The sequence below is a fragment of the Pseudomonas sp. R4-34-07 genome (assembly GCF_003852375.1).
Classification (GTDB): domain Bacteria; phylum Pseudomonadota; class Gammaproteobacteria; order Pseudomonadales; family Pseudomonadaceae; genus Aquipseudomonas.
The window spans coordinates 3,169,319-3,189,454 of the sequence record NZ_CP027760.1 but is presented as its reverse complement, the minus strand read 5'-3'; the positions used below and the strand labels follow the sequence as shown (position 1 = coordinate 3,189,454).

The following is a 20,136-nucleotide window of genomic DNA, read 5'->3' as shown; positions in this document are numbered from 1 at the left end:
CTTAGCCGTTGATCATGATGTGCAGGTTGCCGAGGCGGTCTACGTGCACGCGGTTGCCGGGGTGAACCACTACGGTGGTGCCCGCGTCCTCGACGATGGCCGGCCCGAAAAATGTCATCAGGGGTTCGAGCAGGCTGTAGTCGTAAAGGCTGGCCTCATGAATGCCTTCCTGGGCGTAATCCACCAGGCGCTGGCCTTTGCAGGCTTCGCCGACCCGGCGGCCGGTAATCGGCAGTGCATGGGGCGTCAACTTGTCAATCTGGCCAACGGCGACGATGTGAAAACCGATGATTTCCAAAGGTGCCTGCAGACGATAGGTGTAGTGCTGTTCGTAAAGGTCATGGAAGCGTTGCTCGATCGCCGCCCAATCGATGTGCAGGGACTCAAGCGAGTTGAGGGGGACCTCGACGGAATGTTCCTGGTTCTGATAGCGCAGCTTGCACAGAACCTGGAGTTCGACCTGTTGCGGATGGATCGCTTCAGTGACGAACTGCTCGCGGGCGCGGCCTGTCAGCTCATCGAGGAACTGCTGTGTCTGCGCAAGACTGCCGTCTTGTGTGGTATCCACGAAGCGGTTGATAAACAGGTCCCGCCGCAGGTCCGAGAGCGTCATGCCCCAGGCGGAGAAGACCGACGCGCTGCGTGGAACGATAACTTTCTCCACGCCCAGTTCTTGCGCAAGCGCGACAGCGTGCATGGCACCGCCGCCGCCGAACGCCATCAGCGTCAATTCTCGTGGGTCATGTCCACGGCTCAAGGACACGAGCTTCAAGGCGTTGACCATATTATCGTTGGCCAGGCGCACGATGCCCCGGGCCACTTCAGCGGTCGGCAGTTGCAAGCGCTGCCCAAGGTCATTCAGGCCGCGGGTTACAGCCGGCAGGTCGGCAACTATGCTGCCGCCACAAAAGTAATCCGGGTTGATGCGCCCGAGCACCAGGTTGGCGTCGGTGGTGGTGATCATGGTGCCACCGTTGCCATAAGCGGCCGGTCCCGGTACGGCCCCGGCAGACAGGGGGCCGACGTGCAGCTTGTCGAAATCGTCGACCCAGGCAATTGACCCGCCACCGTTGCCGATCTCGACCAGGTCGACCACTGGCACCATGATGGGATAGCCTGCATTGATTCGATTGCGCTCGATCCAGTAGTCGGTTTTTATCGATACCTGGCCGTTGCGAATCAACGCACATTTAGCGGTAGTGCCGCCAATATCGAGGCCCAATATATTGGGCTCGTCGATTAATTTTCCCAGTTCGGCCGCAGCCCAAAAACCACTTGCAGGGCCCGACTCGACCATGGTGATCGGCGTTTCCCGTGCATGCTCCACGCTATCGACGCCGCAGTTGGACTGCATGATGTACAAGGGGGCTTTATACCCGCCCTCGCGCAATCCGTCGGCGAGGTCATCGAGATAACGCGCAGCGATAGGTTGTATGTACGCACAGAGTGCGGTGGTACTTGAGCGCTCATACTCACGCCATTCGCGGGTGATCTGATGGGACGCTACGACCGATACGGTCGGCCAAAGCCTGCGGACTTCGCGCAACAGTGCCTGCTCATGCGCCGGGTTGGCGTAAGCGTGCAGCAGGCAGATCGCAATGGCTTGGACCTTGTCGGCACGAAACGCCTCAAGGATTTCAGGCAGTTGCGAGAGGTCGAGCGGCTCGCGTTCCTGGCCCGAGGTGCCTAGGCGGCCGGCAACCTCGCGGCGCAAATAGCGCGGCACGAAAGGCGCCGGCTTGACCCATTTAAGGTTGAAATAGTCGGGGCGATTGGCCCGGGCGATCTCCAGTACGTCACGGAAACCCTGGGTCGTGATCAGGGCTGTCTTGACACCCCGGCGCTCGGTGAGGGCATTGATGACAACCGTGGTGCCGTGTGCCAGGAAATCCACGGTGTCGAGGTCGACGTTGGCTTTGCGAATCACGTTGAGCACCCCGTCGGCGAAGTTCGGCGCGGTGGTATCGACTTTGGCGGTACGAATTGTCTGTTCGCCAGTGATCGAATCGCTCTCGAAATACACAAGGTCAGTGAAGGTTCCACCGACATCGGTGGCCACACGCACTGTTTTGCCGTTCATACCCATAGGGAGTCTCCTGTTGTCTTTATTGTTTTCGCAGCCAGGAGAACGCCTCTCGCTGGTGTTGATAAAAGACTAGGGGCGCGGCTGGGGAGACGGCTACACGGGTGGCGGGTAGGGCGTGATGCACAGGGCAGGTCGACTACCCGTCCGGGTAGGTTGGTGGGTCAATCAAGTGCGGCAACGAGGCCCAGGCGCAACGCTGCAGCCACAGCCGCTGTGCGGCTTTCTACATTGAGCTTGGTGAATACGTGTTTGAGATGGAACTTCACGGTGTTCTCGGAAATAGCCATGGCCTGGGCGATCGCCTTGTTCGATTGCCCTTCGGCAAGCAGGATCAGAATCCGGGTTTCCTTGGCGCTGAATGAGGAGCGTGGGCGAATAGGGTGCGCGCGCCATCCCCTTATGCGTGTGATAACTGCCTGCTGGTTGGCGCGGGTGGTGGGGCTCGCTTCCAGTGCAGTGAGTAAGCATGGGCCGGCCTCCAGCAGCAGCCCTGGCAACACATACGCTGGAATGGACGCCAGGACTGCATCCTGGCTGACGGCGTGGCCCTTTGCGTAGCCTGCGAGGGTCAGTAGTTGCAGGCGCCAGGCGGGCAATTGCAAGCCTTTGTCCTGCAGAGCCTTGGCCCCGGCTCGTAAACCATTGAGCGCGACGCCGGATGCGCCTGTCGCGAAGTTAAGCCTGGCCAACGCCAGCGTGGCGGCCTCCTGGTTGCGCCAGTCGTCCGGGCTCGCTGCCGCCTTTTCCAATTGGGCCGCCAGCGCCTCTTGGCGCGCCTGGGTCAATGAACCACTCTGTACCAGCGCATCGACTCGCCAGGTACGCACCAACCGGGCCAGGCGTTGCCAGTTGCGCGAGGCCGCCAATTGACTGGCGTGCTCAAGCTCCAGCAAGGCCGGTTGCAAGCCCAGGTTTCTCAACGCTATACGCCATGCGACTTCCGCAGTGACGGCTGCGATATCCAGCCAGCCATCCGTGTGCTCCAGCGACACCCAGCCATCGCGAAACCAGGGCGTTGCCTCGGTCCATAAGCCCTGCCAGTACAGATGCTGTGCCTTGAGGCAGCCCACTAGCGCTCGTACAGAACTTTCGCTGCCGAACTCCCTGTCGGCCATTGCCAACGTTTCATCGACCGTCCTGGCTGACACACGCACATCGCCCGCGATGGCCAGCACCTGTGCTTCATGCACCCTGCAATAGTGTTCGCCGCGCAAGCTGGCGACCAGGCGCATCTTCAGGTGCGCCGCGCGGATGGTCTCCAAAGCCTGCGGCAACTGCCCCTCCACTAACGCTTGCAGCGCATGCACACACGCGAGCGTGGCCTGTGCCAGCGAGCCGTCGCCTACGATGTCTGTGCAGGGATGGCGCTCAAATTGATCCACGTAGGCGTTGGCCAGTGTCTGGATTACGTGAAAGTCGCGTGCCAGGCGCGGAGCGTCCTTGATCCGACGTCCGGCTTCATCAAGCCATTGAGCGGCGAGGGCGTAGTCGCCGAGTTTGGCGTGCAAGTAGGCCTGGAGCAGGAGCAGATCGGGTTCTGTCCTGCGGGTATGTTCTTCGAACAAGTGCAGCAGGCTTTGGGCGTAGCGAATGCCGTGGTACAGCACCACCTCCCAGCCCCCTGCACGCACCAGCAAGTCGACCGCCAGCCGTGTGTCGCATGCGCCCAATGCGTGGGCGATTGCCGCTGCCCAGTGTCGTTCTTCAGCGAACCATTGCGCCGCCGCGTAATGGATAGTGCGCGCCGCCTCGGCATCGATGCTTTGCTTGAGAAAGTCCCGCAGCAGGCGATGGTGACGAAACCACTGGCGCTTGGCGTCCAGTGGCACGAGGAGGGCGTCCAGATGGGCCATCTGCATCAATAACCGTGCGCTGTCACTGCGCCCGCGCACAGCGTTGGCCAGTTCGGCATTGAAGCGTTCCAGCAGTGCCATGTCACGCAGGAGGTCCTTACATTCAGGCGACAGTCGCTGTACCACTTGCCCTGTCAGGTAGTCGGTCATGTCGGTAATGCGCCCGCTAAAATCCGCCAGGCCATACATGGATGTATCACCCTCGGCGCGCCACAGACGGGCCAGTTGCACAGCCACCGGCCACCCTTCGGTTATTTCATGAACATGTTGAAGTTCGCGAGGCGCAACCTCGGTCCCCAGGATTTCACCGGTCTCGGCCATTGTGAGTTTCAGTGCCTGGGCGGACACCTCATGCACCCAGCCATGGGCCTTCCACTGTGCCAATGGCCAATCCGGACGTATCCGCGCGGACACTACCCATTCCAGCCAAGGTGCGGCCTGTTCGAGCAGGGCCTGCACAAGGGGGTCAAGATCACGATTTGCGGCGGCGTGATAGTCATCGACAAACAATGTGATCTGGCGGTTCTCCCTGGCCAGTGCGTGAAGCAGGGCGGTCAGCGTGCGCTTGGGCTGTGCGTCCAGTGATTGGTTGTGCGCCAGACGTGGCAAGTGACCCAGATCGAACCCGGCGCGGTCCAGGGTAAGGATCAGATAAGACAGGAAACGATTAGGGTCCGCGTCAGCTTCGTCCAATGACAACCAGGCTACGGATGCCGGTGGAGTGCTCGCCAGCAACGCTTGTCGCCATTGCATCAAGAGTGTCGTCTTGCCGTATCCGGCCGGTGCGACCACCAACACCAACGTGCCTTTGGTGCGCATACGCAAAGTGTCGAGTAAGGCTGTGCGTGGCAAGGTTGTCAGTAACGTCAGGGGCGGCGTCAGTTTGCCCACCCAGCACCAGGCGCTGATCGAGTCGTTAGAGGACGGGGTTTTCACGGCGTTGTTCTCGTGGAGAGGGGCCCGCCTATGGTTTTATCAGCAACGTTTCCAGCGCACGGGTTGAATTATTGCTTGATGTTTAAACGTGCCGTTTATGGGGCCAACGCCAGAGCGCGTGTGACCTTCATCCGCCCGCTAAGCCTTGTTTTTAAGCTGCGGCGGAGGCTTCAACGGCTCTTTGTAGGGATTCTCCTCGTTTTTCGTAAGTTGCTGCCGTATCAAAATCGCCCGAGGCGATAGGGCGCAATAAAGGCTGTGTCGGGCTGTTCCACATCAGCTGATGCCAACCGCCCAACCAGCTCTGCCGTCACAGCCGCCTGGGTCAACCCCAAATGCTGATGACCGAACGCAAGCAATACCTTGCCATCGCACACCCGATCAATGATCGGCAACGAGTCGGGCAGCGATGGCCGGAAACCCATCCATGGCGTGGCTTCGTCAGCATTCAAGGGCTGGCGGAACAGCCCGTTGGCCAAGCGATGCAACTGCCACGCCCGCTGCATGTTCGCCGGGCGTTGCAGGCCGGCGAATTCGACGGTGCCGGCCAGGCGCAGGCCGCCGGGCATGGGGGTCATGATGAATTTGCGCTCCAGCGAGGTGACGGCGAAGGGCAGGCGCGCGTGTTCGTGGGGCAGCATCAGGTGATAGCCGCGCTCGGTGTCCAGCGGCACGCGTTTGCCGGTGAGTGCGGCGGTCAGCGCCGCCGAGTGGGCGCCGCAGGCGATCAGGACCTGGCGCGCCGTGACTGCGCCTTGATCGGTCAGCAGTGACACGCCGCTGCCGTCCACGCGGGCGTCCAGCACGCGCTGCTGCAGGAAGTCCACGCCCAGGGCCTTGGCCGCGTCCACCAACGCGCCAACCACCGTGTACGGGTCGAGAAAATGCCCCGTACCGGGGAAAAACAAGCCGCCCTGTATGGCCTCGCTCAACTGCGGCGCCGCCGTGTGCACCGCTTCAGCCGACCAGAACGCCACCGGCACGCCTTGCGAGATCATGCGTTGCTGCACGGCATCCAGCGCTGCGCGGGATTCGGCGCGCTCAAATACCAGCAGCGAACCGTCTTCGCGTAACAGCTGGGGTTGCCCGATGGTGTGCAGTAAGCGCTGCCACGCGCCGAGGCTGGCTTCGTTCAATGCACGAATACCGGCCACGCTGCGCCGGTAGGGCGCCGGCCGCAGGTTCAGCAGCAAGCGAATAAACCAGGGCAGGGCGCGGGGCAGGTAGGTCCAGTCCAGGCGCAGCGGGCCCGTGGGGTCCAGCAGCATGGCCGGCAAGCGCTTGAGGATCGACAGGTCGGCGATGGGAAACACCTGCTCGGTCGCCAGGTGCCCGGCATTGCCATAGGAGGCGCCCAGCCCGGGCGCCTGCGCGTCGATCACCCGCACCTGGCGTCCTTGTCGTGCCAATTGCACGGCACAGGCGAGGCCGATGATGCCGGCGCCGACCACGACGATATCCGCTGAGTTGGGCGTGGCCATCGTCTACGCCTCTCTCTGGCCGTCGAGCAAGCGGCGCAACCGCAACGGGTTGCCCTGCTGCAGTGCGGCGGGCAGCAACGCGTCCGGGAAGTCCTGGTAGCACACCGGGCGCAGGAACCGCAGGATCGCCGCCGTACCCACCGAGGTGCTGCGCGCATCCGAGGTGGCCGGAAACGGCCCGCCATGCACCATGGCGTCGCACACTTCCACGCCTGTCGGCCAGCCGTTGACCAGCAGGCGACCGGCCTTGCGCTCCAGCACCGGCAACAACGCCTGTGCCTGTGGCAGGTCAGGTTCATCCAGATGCAGGGTGGCGGTGAGTTGGCCTTCCAGGCGTTCAGACACTTGGCGCACCTGCTCGGCATCGCGGCATTCCACCACCAGCGAGGCCGCGCCGAAGACTTCGGCTTGCAAGTGTGGATTGCTCAGGAACGCCTCGGCCTGGGTCACGAACAACTGGGCCTGGCCCTGGTTCGGTCCGCTCGCCGCTAAGCCCTGTGCGGCGCTTCGCGCATGCTGGGTCAGACTGGCTAAGCCGCGTTCGTAGGCGTGGAAGATACCGGGGGTGAGCATGGTCCGCGCCGGGCAGCGCTGGAGCGCATCGCTGGCGCTGTGGATGAAGCGCTCCAGGGCGGCGCCCTGCACGGCGATCACCAGGCCTGGGTTGGTGCAGAACTGGCCGGCGCCCTGGGTCAGTGAGGCGACAAAAGCCTCGGCCAGCGCCGCGCCGCGTGCTTGCAGCGCAGCTGGAAACAGGTACACCGGGTTGATCGAACTCATTTCCGCATACACCGGGATCGGCTCGGGGCGTGCCTGGGCCGCCCGGCACAACGCGATGCCGCCGCTGCGCGAACCGGTAAAGCCCACCGCCTTGATACGCGGGTCGGTCACCAGCGCGGTACCCACCTCATGCCCAGCGTCGTAGAGCAGTGAAAACACCCCGTGTGGCAAACCGCAGTGTTGCACCGCCTGGGCGATGGCGCGGCCCACCAGCTCACTGGTGCCGGGGTGGGCCGGGTGGGCCTTGACGATCACCGGGCAACCGGCAGCGAGCGCCGACGCGGTATCGCCGCCGGCCACCGAGAAAGCCAGGGGAAAGTTGCTGGCGCCAAACACCGCCACCGGACCCAGGGGAATGTGGCGTTGGCGCAGGTCTGCGCGGGGCAAGGGCTGGCGCTCGGGTTGCGCGGGGTCCACCCGCACATCCAGCCATTCGCCCAGGCGCACGGTGCGGGCAAAGGTGCGCAACTGCCCGCAGGTGCGGCCGCGTTCGCCCAGGATTCGGGCACGGGGCAGGCCGGTTTCAGCAACGGCGCGGTCGATCAGGGCATCGCCGAGGGCTTCGACGTTGTCGGCGATGGTCTCGAGAAACGTGGCACGGGCGGCCAGGGAGCTTTCGCGGTAAACGTCAGCAGCGGACCACGCCAGTGCGCAAGCCTGTTCGACCTGCTGGCTGTCGCCGCCGGCATAGGCGGGCTCCAGGGGCATATCGGTGGCGGGGTCAATGGCCCGGATCGCTTCGCGCGTGCCGCAAAGGGATTGCTGGCCGATCAGCATATTGCCCGTCAGAGTCATGGGGTCATCCTGTAGAACACAAAGAGTAAGTAGGCGCGAGACATTTGTGGCGAGCAAGCTTGCTTGCGCTGGGGTGCGCAGCGCCCCCCAATAAAGGCCGGAGGCTGCTATGCAGCCAACGGGAGCAAGCTCCCTAGCCACACAGATCAATCGACGTTCTGCTCTGCCGACCAGTTGGCGTACCACTGGCGGAACAGCGCGTACTGCTGCTCGGCATAGCGGCGCTGCGCGTCGCTGAGTACGTCGGTTGCGTTGAAGTGCAGGGCATAGCCCTGGTCACCGTTGAGGACCATCAAGTGCTTGTAATACAGCACCAGGTCGCAGCCTTCATCGAACGACGATAGCACCGCCAGCGCCGCTTCCAGCTCCCGCGCCTGGCGACGCGCCTTGGCATCGCCCTTGGCGGCCTTTTTGCTCAATGCCACCAGTTGCAACACTTCCCGTGGCAATGCGTTGCCGATGCCGGTGATCGCGCCGGTGGCGTTGCAATTGACGAAGCCGTGCACCACCTGGGTATCGACGCCCACCATCAGGGTCACGTCATCGTCCTGGGAGGTGATGTTTTCCGCTGCGTAGCGCAGGTCGGCAGCGCCGCCGAATTCCTTGAAACCGATCAGGTTCGGGTGCTCGCGGCGCAGTTCGAAGAACAGCTCGGCGCGGGTGGCGAAACCGTAATACGGGCTGTTGTAGATCACCGCCGGCAGGTTCGGCGCCGCGTTGAGGATCGCCGCGAAGTGGGCCTTTTGTGCGGTGGCGGAAGCGCCACGGGATAGCACGCGCGGAATCACCATCAAGCCATGCGCGCCGACCTTGGCGGCATGCGCGGCGTGGGCCACGGCCTCACGGCTGTTGACCGCGCCGGTGCCCACAATCGTCGGTACGCCGGCGGCCACCAGGCGCGCCACGCCTTCCTGGCGCTCGGCTTCGGTGAGCAGCGGCCAGTCGCCCATGGAGCCGCAATACACCACGGCGCTCATGCCGATATCGACCAGCTCGCGACCCTTGGCCACCAGGGCATCGAAGTCGGGTGTGCGCGCCGGGGTGCAGGGCGTCATCAGGGCGGGCATGCAGCCGGTGAAGATGTTGTCGCTCATGGTGCTGACTCCTTGGTACTTGAGTAGGAAGAGGGGCTCAGATGCCCCAGGCAAAAGGGTCTTGCTCGTCGATCAGCAAGGTGCTGTCGGCGGTCATGTGGGCGCGGCCGGTGATGAACGGGCGTATGCGTTCGCCGTCCCATTCATAGCGGGCCTGGAACTGGCTGCCGGTGATGCCGGCCTGAACCCACGGCTCGCCGGGACTGAGTGTGCCGTCGGCGGCCAGGCAGGCGAGCTTGGCGCTGGTGCCGGTGCCGCAAGGCGAGCGGTCATAGGCCTTGCCGGGGCACATCACAAAGTTGCAGCTGTCGGCATGGGCGTCATCGGCGAACAGTTCGATGTGGTCGATCAGCGCGCCGTCTGCGCCATGGATACCCTGGGCTTCCAGGGCCTTGAGCATGGCCCAGGTGTAGTCGGTGAGGGCGTCGACGTTGCTCATCTGCAACGCCTGGCCGTGGTCGGACACCAGGAAGAACCAGTTGCCGCCCCAGGCAATGTCACCCATCACCGCGCCATGGCCGGGCACGTCCACCGCGACCTGCCGGCGATAGCGATAGGCGGGCACGTTGCGCAGGGTCACTGTGCCGTCGTCGTGCAGCGTAGCCGCCACCGGGCCAACCGGGGTGTCGAGGGTGTGTACGCCTGGCTCGATCAGCCCCAGGTAGTGCAGCGAGGCCACCAGGCCGATGGTGCCGTGGCCGCACATGCCGAGGTAGCCGGCGTTGTTGAAAAAGATCACGCCGCAGGTGGCGCCTGGGGTGACCGGCGCGCAATACAGCGCACCCACCAACACGTCGTTGCCGCGCGGTTCCAGCAGACAGGCGCGGCGCCATTGGTCGTGGTGAGTGCGCAGGTCGTCGAGTTGCTCGGCGACAGTGGCCCCCGCCAGCGCCGGGAAGCCGTTCATGATCAGGCGCGTAGGTTCGCCGCCGGTGTGGGAGTCGATGACGTGCAGGCGTTTCATGCAAGGCTCCATCAGTGAGTGGCTGCAGAGAGGGGTGGGCTGTAGCGATCGTCACTGACGGCTTCGCTTTCATCGTCTTCGCTTTCCAGGCGCACCAGGTGGGCCGGTACGCCGGTGGCGGCGCCCCAGTAGTAAATGCCCAGAGCGCAGACCGCTACGACAACGGTGTCGAACGGGTGGCTGATAAGGCCGATGCCGCCGAAACTGCCGAGCTTGGAGAGCAGGATAGTCACCGCATAGAAACCGATCAGCCAGGCCGACGAGCGCACCTGTTGCTTGAGGTTCAGGTGCGCGGTGGGCACCCAGCGTGCACACAGCAGGTACACCACGAACATCAGGATCTGCAGGCCGAGCAACCACGACACCGTGCTCCAGCCCGACCAGTACACGATCAGCGCGGCGATGATGAACGACAGTGGGCCCAATACCGCCATGCCCTTGACCCGGAACGGGCGCGCCAACTGCGGTGCATTGCGGCGCAGCGCGGCGACGGTGACCGGGGCCACGGCGTAACTCAGGATCAGCGCGGCGGAGACCACGTTGATCAGCGCCTCCCAGGACGGGAAGGGCAGGGTCCAGAACACCGACAGGCCAAAGGTCAGCCACAGGGCCGGGCGCGGGATGCCGGATTTTTCATCGATGCGGGTGAAAATCTTGAAAAACGTGCCGGTCTGCGCCCAGCCATACACCACGCGCGGGGTGGCGTTCATGTAGATATTGCCGCAGCCGCTGGGGGAGATCACTGCATCGGCCACCACCAGGTAAGCCAGCCAGCCCACGCCGAGCGCCAGGGCGATGTCGCGGTAGGGCAGCGCCAATTCCTTGCTGATCCCGGCCCAGCCGTTGGCAAGCATCTCGGTGGGCACGCCACCCAGGAACGCGGTTTGCAGCAGCACGTAGATTGCCGTCGACAGCAGTACCGAAAGGATCAATGCAATCGGAATCGTACGTTGCGGGTTCTTCACTTCACTGGCCACCGAAATGATCGGCGTCAGCCCCAGGTAAGCGAAGATCACCCCGCCGGCCGACACCGCCATCTCGATGCCCGACAGCCCGAACGGCGCAAAGCCCTGCACCTGGAAATTCGCCGGCTTGAAAAAGGTGAACAACACGCCGATCACCAGCAGCGGCACGATGAACTTGAACACGCTCACCAGGTTATTGGCGATGGCGAAGGTCTTCACGCTGCGGTAGTTGAGGAGGAAGAACAGGCACAGTAAGGCGAATTGCACCAGCCAGCCGAGGGTGGTGGGGTCGCTGGAGCCGGCCTTGGTCAGCTCGGGAAACCACGCCCCAGCGTATTGGCGCGAGGCGACGACCTCGATCGCCACCAGGCTGGAAAACGCGATCAGCGTGATAAACCCCATCAGGTAACCCAACAGCGGGCCATGGGAATACACCGGGTAACGCACCACGCCACCGGCACGGGGCAGGGCGGCGCCGAGTTCGCAGTAGACAATGCCCAGCAGCAGCACGGCGAAGCCGCCGATGAGCCAGGAAATAATCCCGGCGGGACCGGCGATTGCAGACACATGACTGGCGGCGAATAACCAACCCGAACCGAAGATGGCACCCAACCCGATAAAGGTGAGGTCCATCAATGACAGCTGTTTCTTGAACTTGCCTTGGCCTGACATAGCGGCGCCTTCTTGTGAGTTATTGGATAGGCATGCAGGGGCCCTATCGTGAGCCCGATAAACCCACGGCGATTGATGTTTTTTGTGGGGATGGATGACGAATTCAGCACAATCGCCGGCGCTCGACAGCGTGCCGGGCATGGGGCACTCTGCTCGGCGTCGGGGTCAGAAACGGGCGATGAATGTCATGGTGCAGAACGTGCTTGCGAGTCTCTTGCAGGGCAGCCGCCCCCACAGCATCGAGCAACTGCTGACGGGTGCCGCGCAGCTGTTGCCATTGCTGGACGTGATCCCCAACGCGGCGATTTTCATCAAGGACATCGACGCCCGCTACGTGCTCGCCAACCGCACCCTGGTGCAGCGCTGCGGCCTGCGGCAGCTGCAACCGCTGCTGGGCAAGACCAGCGCCGAAGTGTTCCCCGCGCAACTGGGGCCTGGCTATACCGAGCAGGACCGACGGGTGCTGCAACAGGGTTTCGTCCTGGAGGACCAGCTTGAGCTGCACCTGTACGGCAGCCGCGAACCCGGCTGGTGCCTCACGCACAAATGGCCGCTGTATAGCGATAGCGGCACCATCATCGGCCTGGCCGGTATCTCGGTCGACCTGCAATCGGCCAGCGAAACCCACCCGGCCTACCAGCGCCTGGCGGCAGTGGACGCGCATATCCGCGCGCACTTCAACCGCCGTGTCACCCTCGGCGAGCTGACGCGCATTGCGGGCATTTCCGTGGCGCAGCTGGAGCGCTACTGCAAGCGCGTGTTCCACCTCACGCCCCGGCAGATGATCCAGAAGGTGCGGCTGGAGCATGCCCACCGATTGCTGCATACCACGCTGCCAATCACCGACGTGGCGTTGCAGTGCGGGTACACCGACCACAGCGCGTTTACCCGGCAGTTCAAGGCGTCGACGGGGTTCACGCCCAGGCAGTACCGCCAGGCGACGCATCCAGTGTGGGAGGGGGCTTGCTCCCGATAGCGGTGGATTGACGATCGTTCCCACGCTCCCGCGTGGGGATGCAGCCCGTGACGCTCTGCGTCACCTATGCGCAGTCGCTCCCAGGTGCAGCGGTCGGCGGGACGCGGAGCGTCCCAGGAGGCATTCCCACGCAGAGCGTGGGGACGATCAGCAAGCCCCCTCCCACAGTTGAATCTGCATCTCAATGCAACGAATCGCCCCGCGCGTCGCTCCTATGCGTACGAGTAACCTTTCACGACCACAGGTATCAGGCTTATGACGGCGGCGGACAACGATCATGTGAATTGGCTGGTGCAAGGCTCCATGCTGCACGCGGCGCGCCAGCGGGCCAAACTCTATTCGGGGCAGGGGCGGATGTGGCAGCAGCCCTTTGCGCAAACCCGGCCGCGTGATGCGTCGGCCCTGTCCTCGGTGTGGTTCACGGCGTATCCGGCATCGATCGTGACCCGCGAAGACGGCACGGTGCTGGAAGCGCTGGGCGACGAAACCCTGTGGCATGTGCTGTCGAAGATCGGCATCCAGGGCATTCACAACGGGCCGTTGAAGAAATCCGGCGGTTTGTCCGGTACCGAACATACGCCGACCATCGACGGCAACTTCGACCGCATCAGCTTCGACATCGACCCACAACTGGGCACCGAGGCGCAGTTGCAGGCGCTGACACGCATGGCCGCCGCGCACAACGCGGTGATCATCGACGACGTGATCCCCTCGCACACTGGCAAGGGCGCGGATTTTCGCCTGGCGGAAATGGCCTATGAAGACTATCCCGGCCTGTATCACATGGTCGAAATCCGCGAAGAAGACTGGCCGTTGCTGCCGGATGTCGCCGAGGGCCGCGACGCGCAGAACCTAAGCCCGCCGCAGGTGGATGCGCTGCGCGACAAGCACTACATCGTCGGCCAATTGCAGCGGGTGATTTTCTTCGAGCCCGGCGTCAAGGAAACCGACTGGAGCGCCACGCCGGTGGTGGTGGGTGTCGACGGCAAGCCGCGCCGCTGGGTGTACCTGCATTACTTCAAGGAAGGGCAGCCGTCGCTGAACTGGCTCGATCCATCCTTCGCCGCCCAGCAGATGATCATCGGCGACGCGCTGCACGCTATCGACGTGATGGGCGCGAAGATCCTGCGCCTGGACGCCAACGGCTTCCTCGGCGTGGAGCGCAAGCTCGACGGCAGCGCCTGGTCGGAAAGCCATCCGCTGTCGATCACCGGCAACCAGTTGCTCGGTGGGGCGATCCGCAAGGCCGGCGGTTTCAGTTTCCAGGAACTCAACCTCACCGTGGACGACATCGCTTCCATGTCCCATGGCGGCGCCGACCTGTCCTATGACTTCATCACCCGGCCGGCCTACCAGCACGCGTTGCTGATGGGCGACACTGAATTCCTGCGCCTGATGCTGCGCCAGATGCACAGCCTCGGCATCGACCCTGGCTCGCTGATTCACGCGCTGCAAAACCACGATGAACTGACCCTGGAGCTGGTGCACTTCTGGACGCTGCATGCCCATGACAGCTTTATGTTCCAGGGCCAGACCTTCCCCGGCAACATCCTGCGCGAGCATATCCGCGAGCAGATGTACGAACGCCTGACCGGTGAACACGCGCCGTATAACCTCAAGTTCGTCACCAACGGTGTGTCCTGTACCACCGCCAGCATCATTACCGCCGCCCTCGGCATTCGTGACCTGGAGGCCATCACCGCAGCCGATATCCAGCAGATTCGCCAGATTCATTTGCTGCTAGTGATGTACAACGCCATGCAGCCTGGGGTGTTTGCGCTATCGGGTTGGGACCTGGTGGGCGCGCTGCCGTTGGCCGCCGAAGAAGTCGCGCACCTGATGGCCGATGGCGACACGCGCTGGATTCATCGTGGCGCCTACGACCTGGTCGACCTCAACCCCGACGCCGAGCTCTCGGCCGGGCAGATGCCGCGTTCCAGAAGCCTGTATGGCAGCCTGAACAGCCAGTTGCAGGACCCGGACTCATTCGCCTCGCAACTGCAGAAAATTCTCGGCGTGCGCCGCGCCTACGACATCGCCGCCAGCCGCCAGATCCTGATCCCGGATGTGGAGCACCCAGGCCTGCTGGTCATGGTTCACGAATTGCCGGCGGGTAAGGGCACCCAGATCACCGCGCTGAACTTCGGCGCCACGCCGATTACCGAATCCCTGCACCTGCCCAACATCGCACCGGGGCCGGTGGTGGACATCATCAATGAGCGGGTGGAAGGGGACCTGACGGAAGAGGGGACGTTCACGATTACGCTGGATGCGTATGAAGGGCTGGCGTTGCGCGTGGTCAGCAGTACGCCGATGTAAGGCTGGCAGGCCGGGCTGAACGGCGCTCAGCGTCGTTCAGCCCGGGCAGCGTCAGATCAACGGTGCTTGTTCTTGTGTTTATGCTTGTTGCCGTTGTGCTTGCGGCCGTCGGAGCGATGGCTGCTCTCGTCATCCGCCAAGTTGTTGCCTACCGCGCCACCGGCGGCGCCACCCAGGCCTGCGCCGATGGTCGAACCGGTACTGCCGCCCAGGTGGTTACCGATAACCGACCCCCCTGCAGCCCCGACCCCGCCGCCAAGCGCTGCTTCCGTGCGATTGCCTTTCTGCGCGCCCACCGCACCGCCGGCTGCGCCACCTACACCGGCGCCGATGGCCGCGCCGGTCGAACCACCCAGTTGCTGGCCCACCACATTGCCCAGCACGCCGCCGACACCACCGCCCAGGGCGGCAGTGCCATCCCCGGCGGCCATGGCGCCTTGGGAGATCAGGACGCCCAACGCGAGGGCAGGGAGAGTTATTTTCATTTTTTTATACCTCAAGGGCTGTCTCAGGCGCTCACGGGTTAAAGCACGCCTAGTGTTGAGATTAGAGCACAAGCGGTGACGTCGCAGTTCTCGCGATAGAGGTATCCACCAGATAAAAATTTTTTCTCAGCCCTCTTGAATTCTTTTTGTGCGTCCATAAATTTTTGATCACGCGATGCCGAAGACGGGTCGTGTACTAAATCACTTGGAGAAACTCAGGAGATTTTAAAATGGCTACTACCCTTTCGTTGGCCCCACTGTTCCGTCAATCGGTGGGCTTTGACCGCTTCAATGACCTGTTCGAGTCGGCGCTGCGCAGCGAGGCTCCGAATTCCTATCCACCTCATAACGTGGAAAAGCACGGTGATGACGCCTACCGGATTGTCATTGCAGTGGCTGGCCTGACCGAGGAGGATCTGGATATCCAGGTCGAACGAGGCGTTCTGACGGTTTCCGGCGGAAAACGCGAAACCGACGAGAAGGTCGCTTACCTGCACCAGGGCATCGCCCAACGTGCGTTCCGGCTGTCGTTCCGCCTGGCGGACCACATCGAAGTGCGTGGCGCATCTCTGAACAACGGCTTGCTGAGCATCGACCTGCTGCGCGAGGTGCCTGAAGAGGCCAAACCCAAACGCATCACGATTGGTAGCGAGGCAAAGCCTGAGTTGCGTCAGGTGAGTTTGCAGTAACGCAATCGGCGGTAAGAAGGCGCTCTACGGAGCGCCTTTTTTGTTTGAATCGCACAGGGCTGACCAGCGAAACAAATTTCTACATTTAATTGACGCCATCAAAATGCCACTTTAAGATCCGCGCCCGTTGGTGGCACTGAGCCACATAGAGGGATCTAGACATGTGGCGTTCGATACGTCTGGGCGGCCTGTCCGTTATAGTTTGCTTGAGCACCGCCGGGTGGGTGCAAGCCGCGACGGCGCAGAACACGCCGGGCATCACCGACCTGATTCGCGACCGCCAGGACCGTTTGCTCGAACAGCAGCAACGGCGCATCGACGAACTCAAAGACCTGCCGGGCAAGTCCGCTGCGACAGCAGCACCGGCCACCCCCGTCGACACCCGCTGCTTCCCGATCAGAACCCTCGAGCTGGGCGGTGCCGAAGCGCTGAGCGAGGCTGAGCGCACGCGTCTGATCAAACCACAGTTACACCGAAACTGAATACCGTTCCCAGGCCGAGGCCAATCATGCAAGTTCTAGCAGGCCGGCGGTTGAGGCGCTTGGCTCGAAGGAGACGAGGCTGGGACTTTTGACGCGAGTATGAAACGTATAGGCGATTGACATGAACGACAAAAAAACACCCGAATGGATTACCCGTGGAAAAACCATTGCCGAGCTAATTGAGGAGTTACAGTCTTTTGAGGATCAAAGTCTCATGGTTGAACTTTCGACTGATGGTGGGATGAATAAAAAGCCAATAAGCTTGGTGGGAAAGGAGAATGGTGTATGTGTCTTGTTTAATTGCGAATTCAGTCAGTGACAAGAGTCATGATTAAATCAAGGAATCTGCAGCGATCGAGCTGGCTGCTAAGCTGACAGACCGTCCCGTTGAAACCATGAAGCAGTTTCATGAGGAAGCTAAAGCTGACGCTGATAGCATCCTGCATGGCGATGAGTATGTTGTCGCCACCGAGTTTTTGATTGATGCTGTGCTCGGGGAGGTTAAGTCTTTAGGTATAAGGCGGGGGGGAGATTTTTGTAAATGGTACAAAAGTAATAGATTCCAGGCCCACGCAGTGCAGGCAACCTTGCGGGCGGTCCGCTACAAGGCGCAACCCAGATAAGCGGGCGTTTTAAGCTGATGGCGGGCCGGCAAATGGGACGTTGTATAGAGCAGATAATCAGGGGAACATTACCAGCTATGCGGTATATGACTCAAAGGGATGATTGTTAAGAGAGTCGACGTTACTGGAGCGGCACATGCAAATGTATCAACGCCCGATGTGGTCGAGCACGGGAGAAATGAATTACCTGATGGGACGATAAGAGTTCAGTCGCCCTCGACAAAACTAGCACCCAGGCCCGCTAAACGGACGAGATTCCATAATGAAAATCAACACAATTAATCCTTTGGTCGGCTTGGCTCGTTATGAGTCCTGGAAGTCGGAGTGGGTGGAAAAAGACACGATTGACGAGTTTTCTTATATAAGTAGTAAGTGTCATCCTGAGGACGTGCTGTTGTCGTGCAAGCTATTTTTCCCTGATTTTGTTGTGGTTGGAGATGGAGTATTTTTAGAAAATAAATATGATGGTAATGTTTTTGAATGTTGGCTCAAGCAATTTGGTGGCGACTTGCAAGCAACTGAGAAAATGATTAATCACACTCATTTATATGATGTTTTCGAAGGGTGCTCTGAGGATGTTGATGATAGAGTTTTTGAGCAGCTGGCGGTGGCGGTGGCGTTATCGTGGAGGTTAGTTTTGAGTGATAAGTTTCCTGGAAGAAAATTTACTGTAGATATTTCTAACTCTGATCAGGATTACGGACCGGTAGTTACTTTTTGGCAAGTGGCTTGACAGTGAAAAAGGTGCAATCAAAGCGAGTAAAGCTATTGGTCAACCTGTAGCGGCAATAATAGCAGGGGCACAAGGAAAAAGTGACAAATTTATTTGATTAAGTTCTGGGATTTCAAAAAGCTAAAAAAATAAATCTGTCCCTTTTCCTGGTTCTATGAGGAAGCTAACACTGACGCTGATAACCTCCTACATGCCAATGATGCAAAAGGCGCTGGAATACCCCCTATAATGAACAAGCCGTTGGGCTTGGGTTCGACGGGGAGATCCACGTCTGCTAATTTGAATGAAAACTTGCAACGAGCAGGCTATTTCAAATCCTGCTGCAGGTCGTTCGCTGCCCGTTCCGATGACTGATGCTCGATGGCCGGCAACTGATGGCTGGGTGAAATCGGCGCAAAACATCAATGGAATCGAAATTCACTATGTAAGAAACTCCATTGCTGGAGCAATTGATGACTTCAAATTTAAGCGAGTAAACATATGCTTGCCTTTTGCCGAACTAATCTCGGTAGCGCTATTCCACCCAGGGAGCGCTATTTAGGTGAGGTGGATGAAACTGACTATTCTCCTTTGTGTGTTGGGGAGAGTTACGTGGTATATGCTCTTCTATTCATTTTTGACCGAGTGGATTTTTTGGTGCGGGCTCCTGAGCAACCACCTTTTTGGGTTCCTAGCAGTCTATTTCGTTTGGTTGATGCTAGTTCCAGCAGGCTGGGAGTTTTGTATTACTCAGTCGCACCCTGACTACAAGTCTCTTTTTGATGTGTTTAAAATCAGCTGTGTGATGGGCTACCCGCTACTAGTGAATGAGTATAAGCATTATATTGGCATTATTGAGCGAGACCCCGTAGAGGTGCTGCGATTTATGGAGATAGAGCTGTTTTGATAATCAGAAGATACGTTGCTTATTGGAAGCTATTGGCGGGATATGGAAGTGCCTATTCACAGACTCTTGGCCTGAATTGGTTGGTGGGCATGAAGCGCGGTAGCTGTAAAAAGTTTGATTTTCGAAAGGGTCACCCGCCAAGATGAGTATAAATGCACATGACAGCTACCGGGCAGCAGCCAAGAATGCGAATCTGCACCACCCTTTGCGATATTGAACTAAACGTTTTGAGCACTTCTGATATTTCAGTTCGCAACGAAGTAATTAATCTCGGTTATGCTCAGGAGCATCCACATGGAATACTTTCGGCGGCGAGTTTTTTGGTTTCAGGATCATCACGCGATTCGTTAGTCTGTGTACTGAATTTTATCTATGAAATTTTCGAACGGCGAATGCCCAAATATAATTTGTGGTTGTTTTTAGGTAATTCCGCTTGGCAGCCAGACACAAAAATTGTTCGACACCGAAAGCTATGGGGGGCGTTAAAAGCCCGGGGAGTCGAAATTACAGACGGCTGCTGTGTGCAAGAAGTGGTGATAGATTCTGACAGTAGGCTGAAATTTTTTGGAGCTGTGTGCTTGTCAAAATTGTCTGTGGAACCCGCAGTCGATGCGCTTTTGGATGAGCGCTGTTCATATATTATTGCGTTGCCTGAGGACTTTGACGTTCAACGGATTCTTAACGTTGGATGGTCTGGAGAATTATCAGAAGACTTGAGTCTCTTCGGTTATTTTATTCAAGCTGGGGGGCTTGTTTTTAAACGGGTTGGTGAGTTCGATGATAGTGAAAGGGGCTTTGTCTCTATTGGCTCCCCTACGTCGGTGAGGAATTTGCTGGACTAAACAGCATTCATCTTCGGTAGGCCACAGGTAGCACCCAGTTTGTACAAGAACGGGTGGACCATTGGTGATTGCCAGGGGAAGTAGCGCTTCACGCCGGACTTGAGTGCTGCGCTAGCCAATTTCATCGGCGTTTCTCGGCCCGCGACCATGCCTGCGCAGCCTATCAGCGCGTCGAAGCGTACGAACACTTCAGCAAGCTGCTCGATTGAATCCTTCACCAGGTCCGCAGCGACCATTTGGACGCCCAGGCGACGAAGCTCATCGGTTTCCCGCTCTTTCTCCGGCGCCTGAGTGTTGATGGTCGACTCCTCAGCAGGACGCTGACGGTGGAACCAGGCGCGCGCGATGCCACCCGCGCGAGGTTGCTCAACACTGGAAGGCCAAGTTCACCGGCGCCTAGAACGAGAATAGATCGGGGAGGTAGCGGGTTCACTTCGGTCATGGTGTCTCCTGAGATTGATGCCTGTACGATGAG

At 60.3% G+C, this 20,136-nt stretch carries 16 protein-coding genes and 2 pseudogenes; 9 read left to right on the top strand and 9 right to left on the bottom strand.

Going from position 1 to position 20,136, the window contains the following annotated elements; all coding sequences use genetic code 11:
- Position 1: 1 nt before the first annotated feature.
- The 7 genes from C4J85_RS14600 to C4J85_RS14570 form a co-directional block, all read right to left on the bottom strand.
- Positions 2-2,080 (bottom strand): hydantoinase/oxoprolinase family protein, encoded by a 2,079-nt coding sequence (locus C4J85_RS14600; RefSeq protein WP_256657777.1) that lies wholly within the window; start codon positions 2,078-2,080, stop codon positions 2-4.
- Between the two features lie 167 nt (positions 2,081-2,247).
- Complete coding sequence (locus C4J85_RS14595) at positions 2,248-4,875, bottom strand: LuxR C-terminal-related transcriptional regulator (protein WP_256657776.1); 2,628 nt, start codon at positions 4,873-4,875, stop codon at positions 2,248-2,250.
- Positions 4,876-5,096: 221 nt separating this feature from the next.
- Positions 5,097-6,356, bottom strand: a complete 1,260-nt coding sequence (locus tag C4J85_RS14590; RefSeq protein ID WP_124410014.1) for an FAD-binding oxidoreductase — start codon at positions 6,354-6,356, stop codon at positions 5,097-5,099.
- Positions 6,357-6,359: 3 nt separating this feature from the next.
- On the bottom strand, positions 6,360-7,931 hold the full coding sequence (locus C4J85_RS14585; RefSeq protein ID WP_124410013.1) for an aldehyde dehydrogenase (NADP(+)): 1,572 nt from the start codon (positions 7,929-7,931) through the stop codon (positions 6,360-6,362).
- A gap of 146 nt (positions 7,932-8,077) precedes the next feature.
- Complete coding sequence (locus C4J85_RS14580; protein WP_124410012.1) at positions 8,078-9,025, bottom strand: dihydrodipicolinate synthase family protein; 948 nt, start codon at positions 9,023-9,025, stop codon at positions 8,078-8,080.
- Positions 9,026-9,062: 37 nt separating this feature from the next.
- Positions 9,063-9,989, bottom strand: coding sequence for a 4-hydroxyproline epimerase (locus C4J85_RS14575; protein ID WP_124410011.1), 927 nt, complete (start codon positions 9,987-9,989; stop codon positions 9,063-9,065).
- Positions 9,990-10,000: 11 nt separating this feature from the next.
- Positions 10,001-11,626 carry an APC family permease gene (locus tag C4J85_RS14570; protein ID WP_124410010.1) on the bottom strand — a complete coding sequence of 542 codons (1,626 nt, stop codon included), beginning with the start codon at positions 11,624-11,626 and terminating at the stop codon, positions 10,001-10,003.
- Between the two features lie 187 nt (positions 11,627-11,813).
- On the opposite strand from C4J85_RS14570, the gene C4J85_RS14565 reads away from it, so the two are divergent.
- Positions 11,814-12,602: an AraC family transcriptional regulator gene (locus C4J85_RS14565; RefSeq protein ID WP_124411193.1), complete on the top strand. Its 789-nt coding sequence runs from the start codon at positions 11,814-11,816 to the stop codon at positions 12,600-12,602.
- 255 nt (positions 12,603-12,857) lie between these two features.
- A complete protein-coding gene (gene treS / locus C4J85_RS14560; RefSeq protein WP_124404310.1) occupies positions 12,858-14,921 on the top strand; it encodes a maltose alpha-D-glucosyltransferase in 2,064 nt (687 codons plus the stop codon).
- 56 nt (positions 14,922-14,977) lie between these two features.
- On the opposite strand, the gene C4J85_RS14555 is transcribed toward treS, so the two are convergent.
- Positions 14,978-15,406 carry a hypothetical protein gene (locus C4J85_RS14555; protein ID WP_124410009.1) on the bottom strand — a complete coding sequence of 143 codons (429 nt, stop codon included), beginning with the start codon at positions 15,404-15,406 and terminating at the stop codon, positions 14,978-14,980.
- Positions 15,407-15,636: 230 nt separating this feature from the next.
- Here C4J85_RS14555 and C4J85_RS14550 point away from each other — a divergent pair, with 230 nt between their 5' ends.
- The 7 genes and pseudogenes from C4J85_RS14550 to C4J85_RS14515 all read left to right on the top strand — a co-directional run bounded on the left by C4J85_RS14550 (position 15,637) and on the right by C4J85_RS14515 (position 19,661).
- On the top strand, positions 15,637-16,095 hold the full coding sequence (locus C4J85_RS14550; RefSeq protein ID WP_124363001.1) for an Hsp20 family protein: 459 nt from the start codon (positions 15,637-15,639) through the stop codon (positions 16,093-16,095).
- 161 nt (positions 16,096-16,256) lie between these two features.
- A pseudogene (locus C4J85_RS14545) lies at positions 16,257-16,565 on the top strand (ShlB/FhaC/HecB family hemolysin secretion/activation protein); the annotation flags it as partial.
- Between the two features lie 133 nt (positions 16,566-16,698).
- Entirely contained in the window at positions 16,699-16,896 is a 198-nt protein-coding gene (locus tag C4J85_RS14540; RefSeq protein WP_124404309.1) for a hypothetical protein, read from the top strand.
- A gap of 403 nt (positions 16,897-17,299) precedes the next feature.
- A complete protein-coding gene (locus C4J85_RS28030; protein WP_124410008.1) occupies positions 17,300-17,482 on the top strand; it encodes a polymorphic toxin type 24 domain-containing protein in 183 nt (60 codons plus the stop codon).
- Positions 17,463-17,933 carry a hypothetical protein gene (locus C4J85_RS14525; RefSeq protein ID WP_256657775.1) on the top strand — a complete coding sequence of 157 codons (471 nt, stop codon included), beginning with the start codon at positions 17,463-17,465 and terminating at the stop codon, positions 17,931-17,933. The genes C4J85_RS28030 and C4J85_RS14525 overlap by 20 nt, the downstream gene beginning before the upstream one ends.
- Before the next feature lie 550 nt (positions 17,934-18,483).
- Complete coding sequence (locus tag C4J85_RS14520) at positions 18,484-18,819, top strand: hypothetical protein (RefSeq protein ID WP_124410007.1); 336 nt, start codon at positions 18,484-18,486, stop codon at positions 18,817-18,819.
- A 152-nt stretch (positions 18,820-18,971) separates the two neighbouring features.
- A complete protein-coding gene (locus tag C4J85_RS14515) occupies positions 18,972-19,661 on the top strand; it encodes a hypothetical protein (protein ID WP_124410006.1) in 690 nt (229 codons plus the stop codon).
- A 68-nt stretch (positions 19,662-19,729) separates the two neighbouring features.
- Here C4J85_RS14515 and C4J85_RS14510 read toward each other — a convergent pair.
- Positions 19,730-20,103 (bottom strand): annotated as a pseudogene (locus C4J85_RS14510) (NmrA family NAD(P)-binding protein); the annotation flags it as partial.
- Positions 20,104-20,136: the final 33 nt, after the last annotated feature.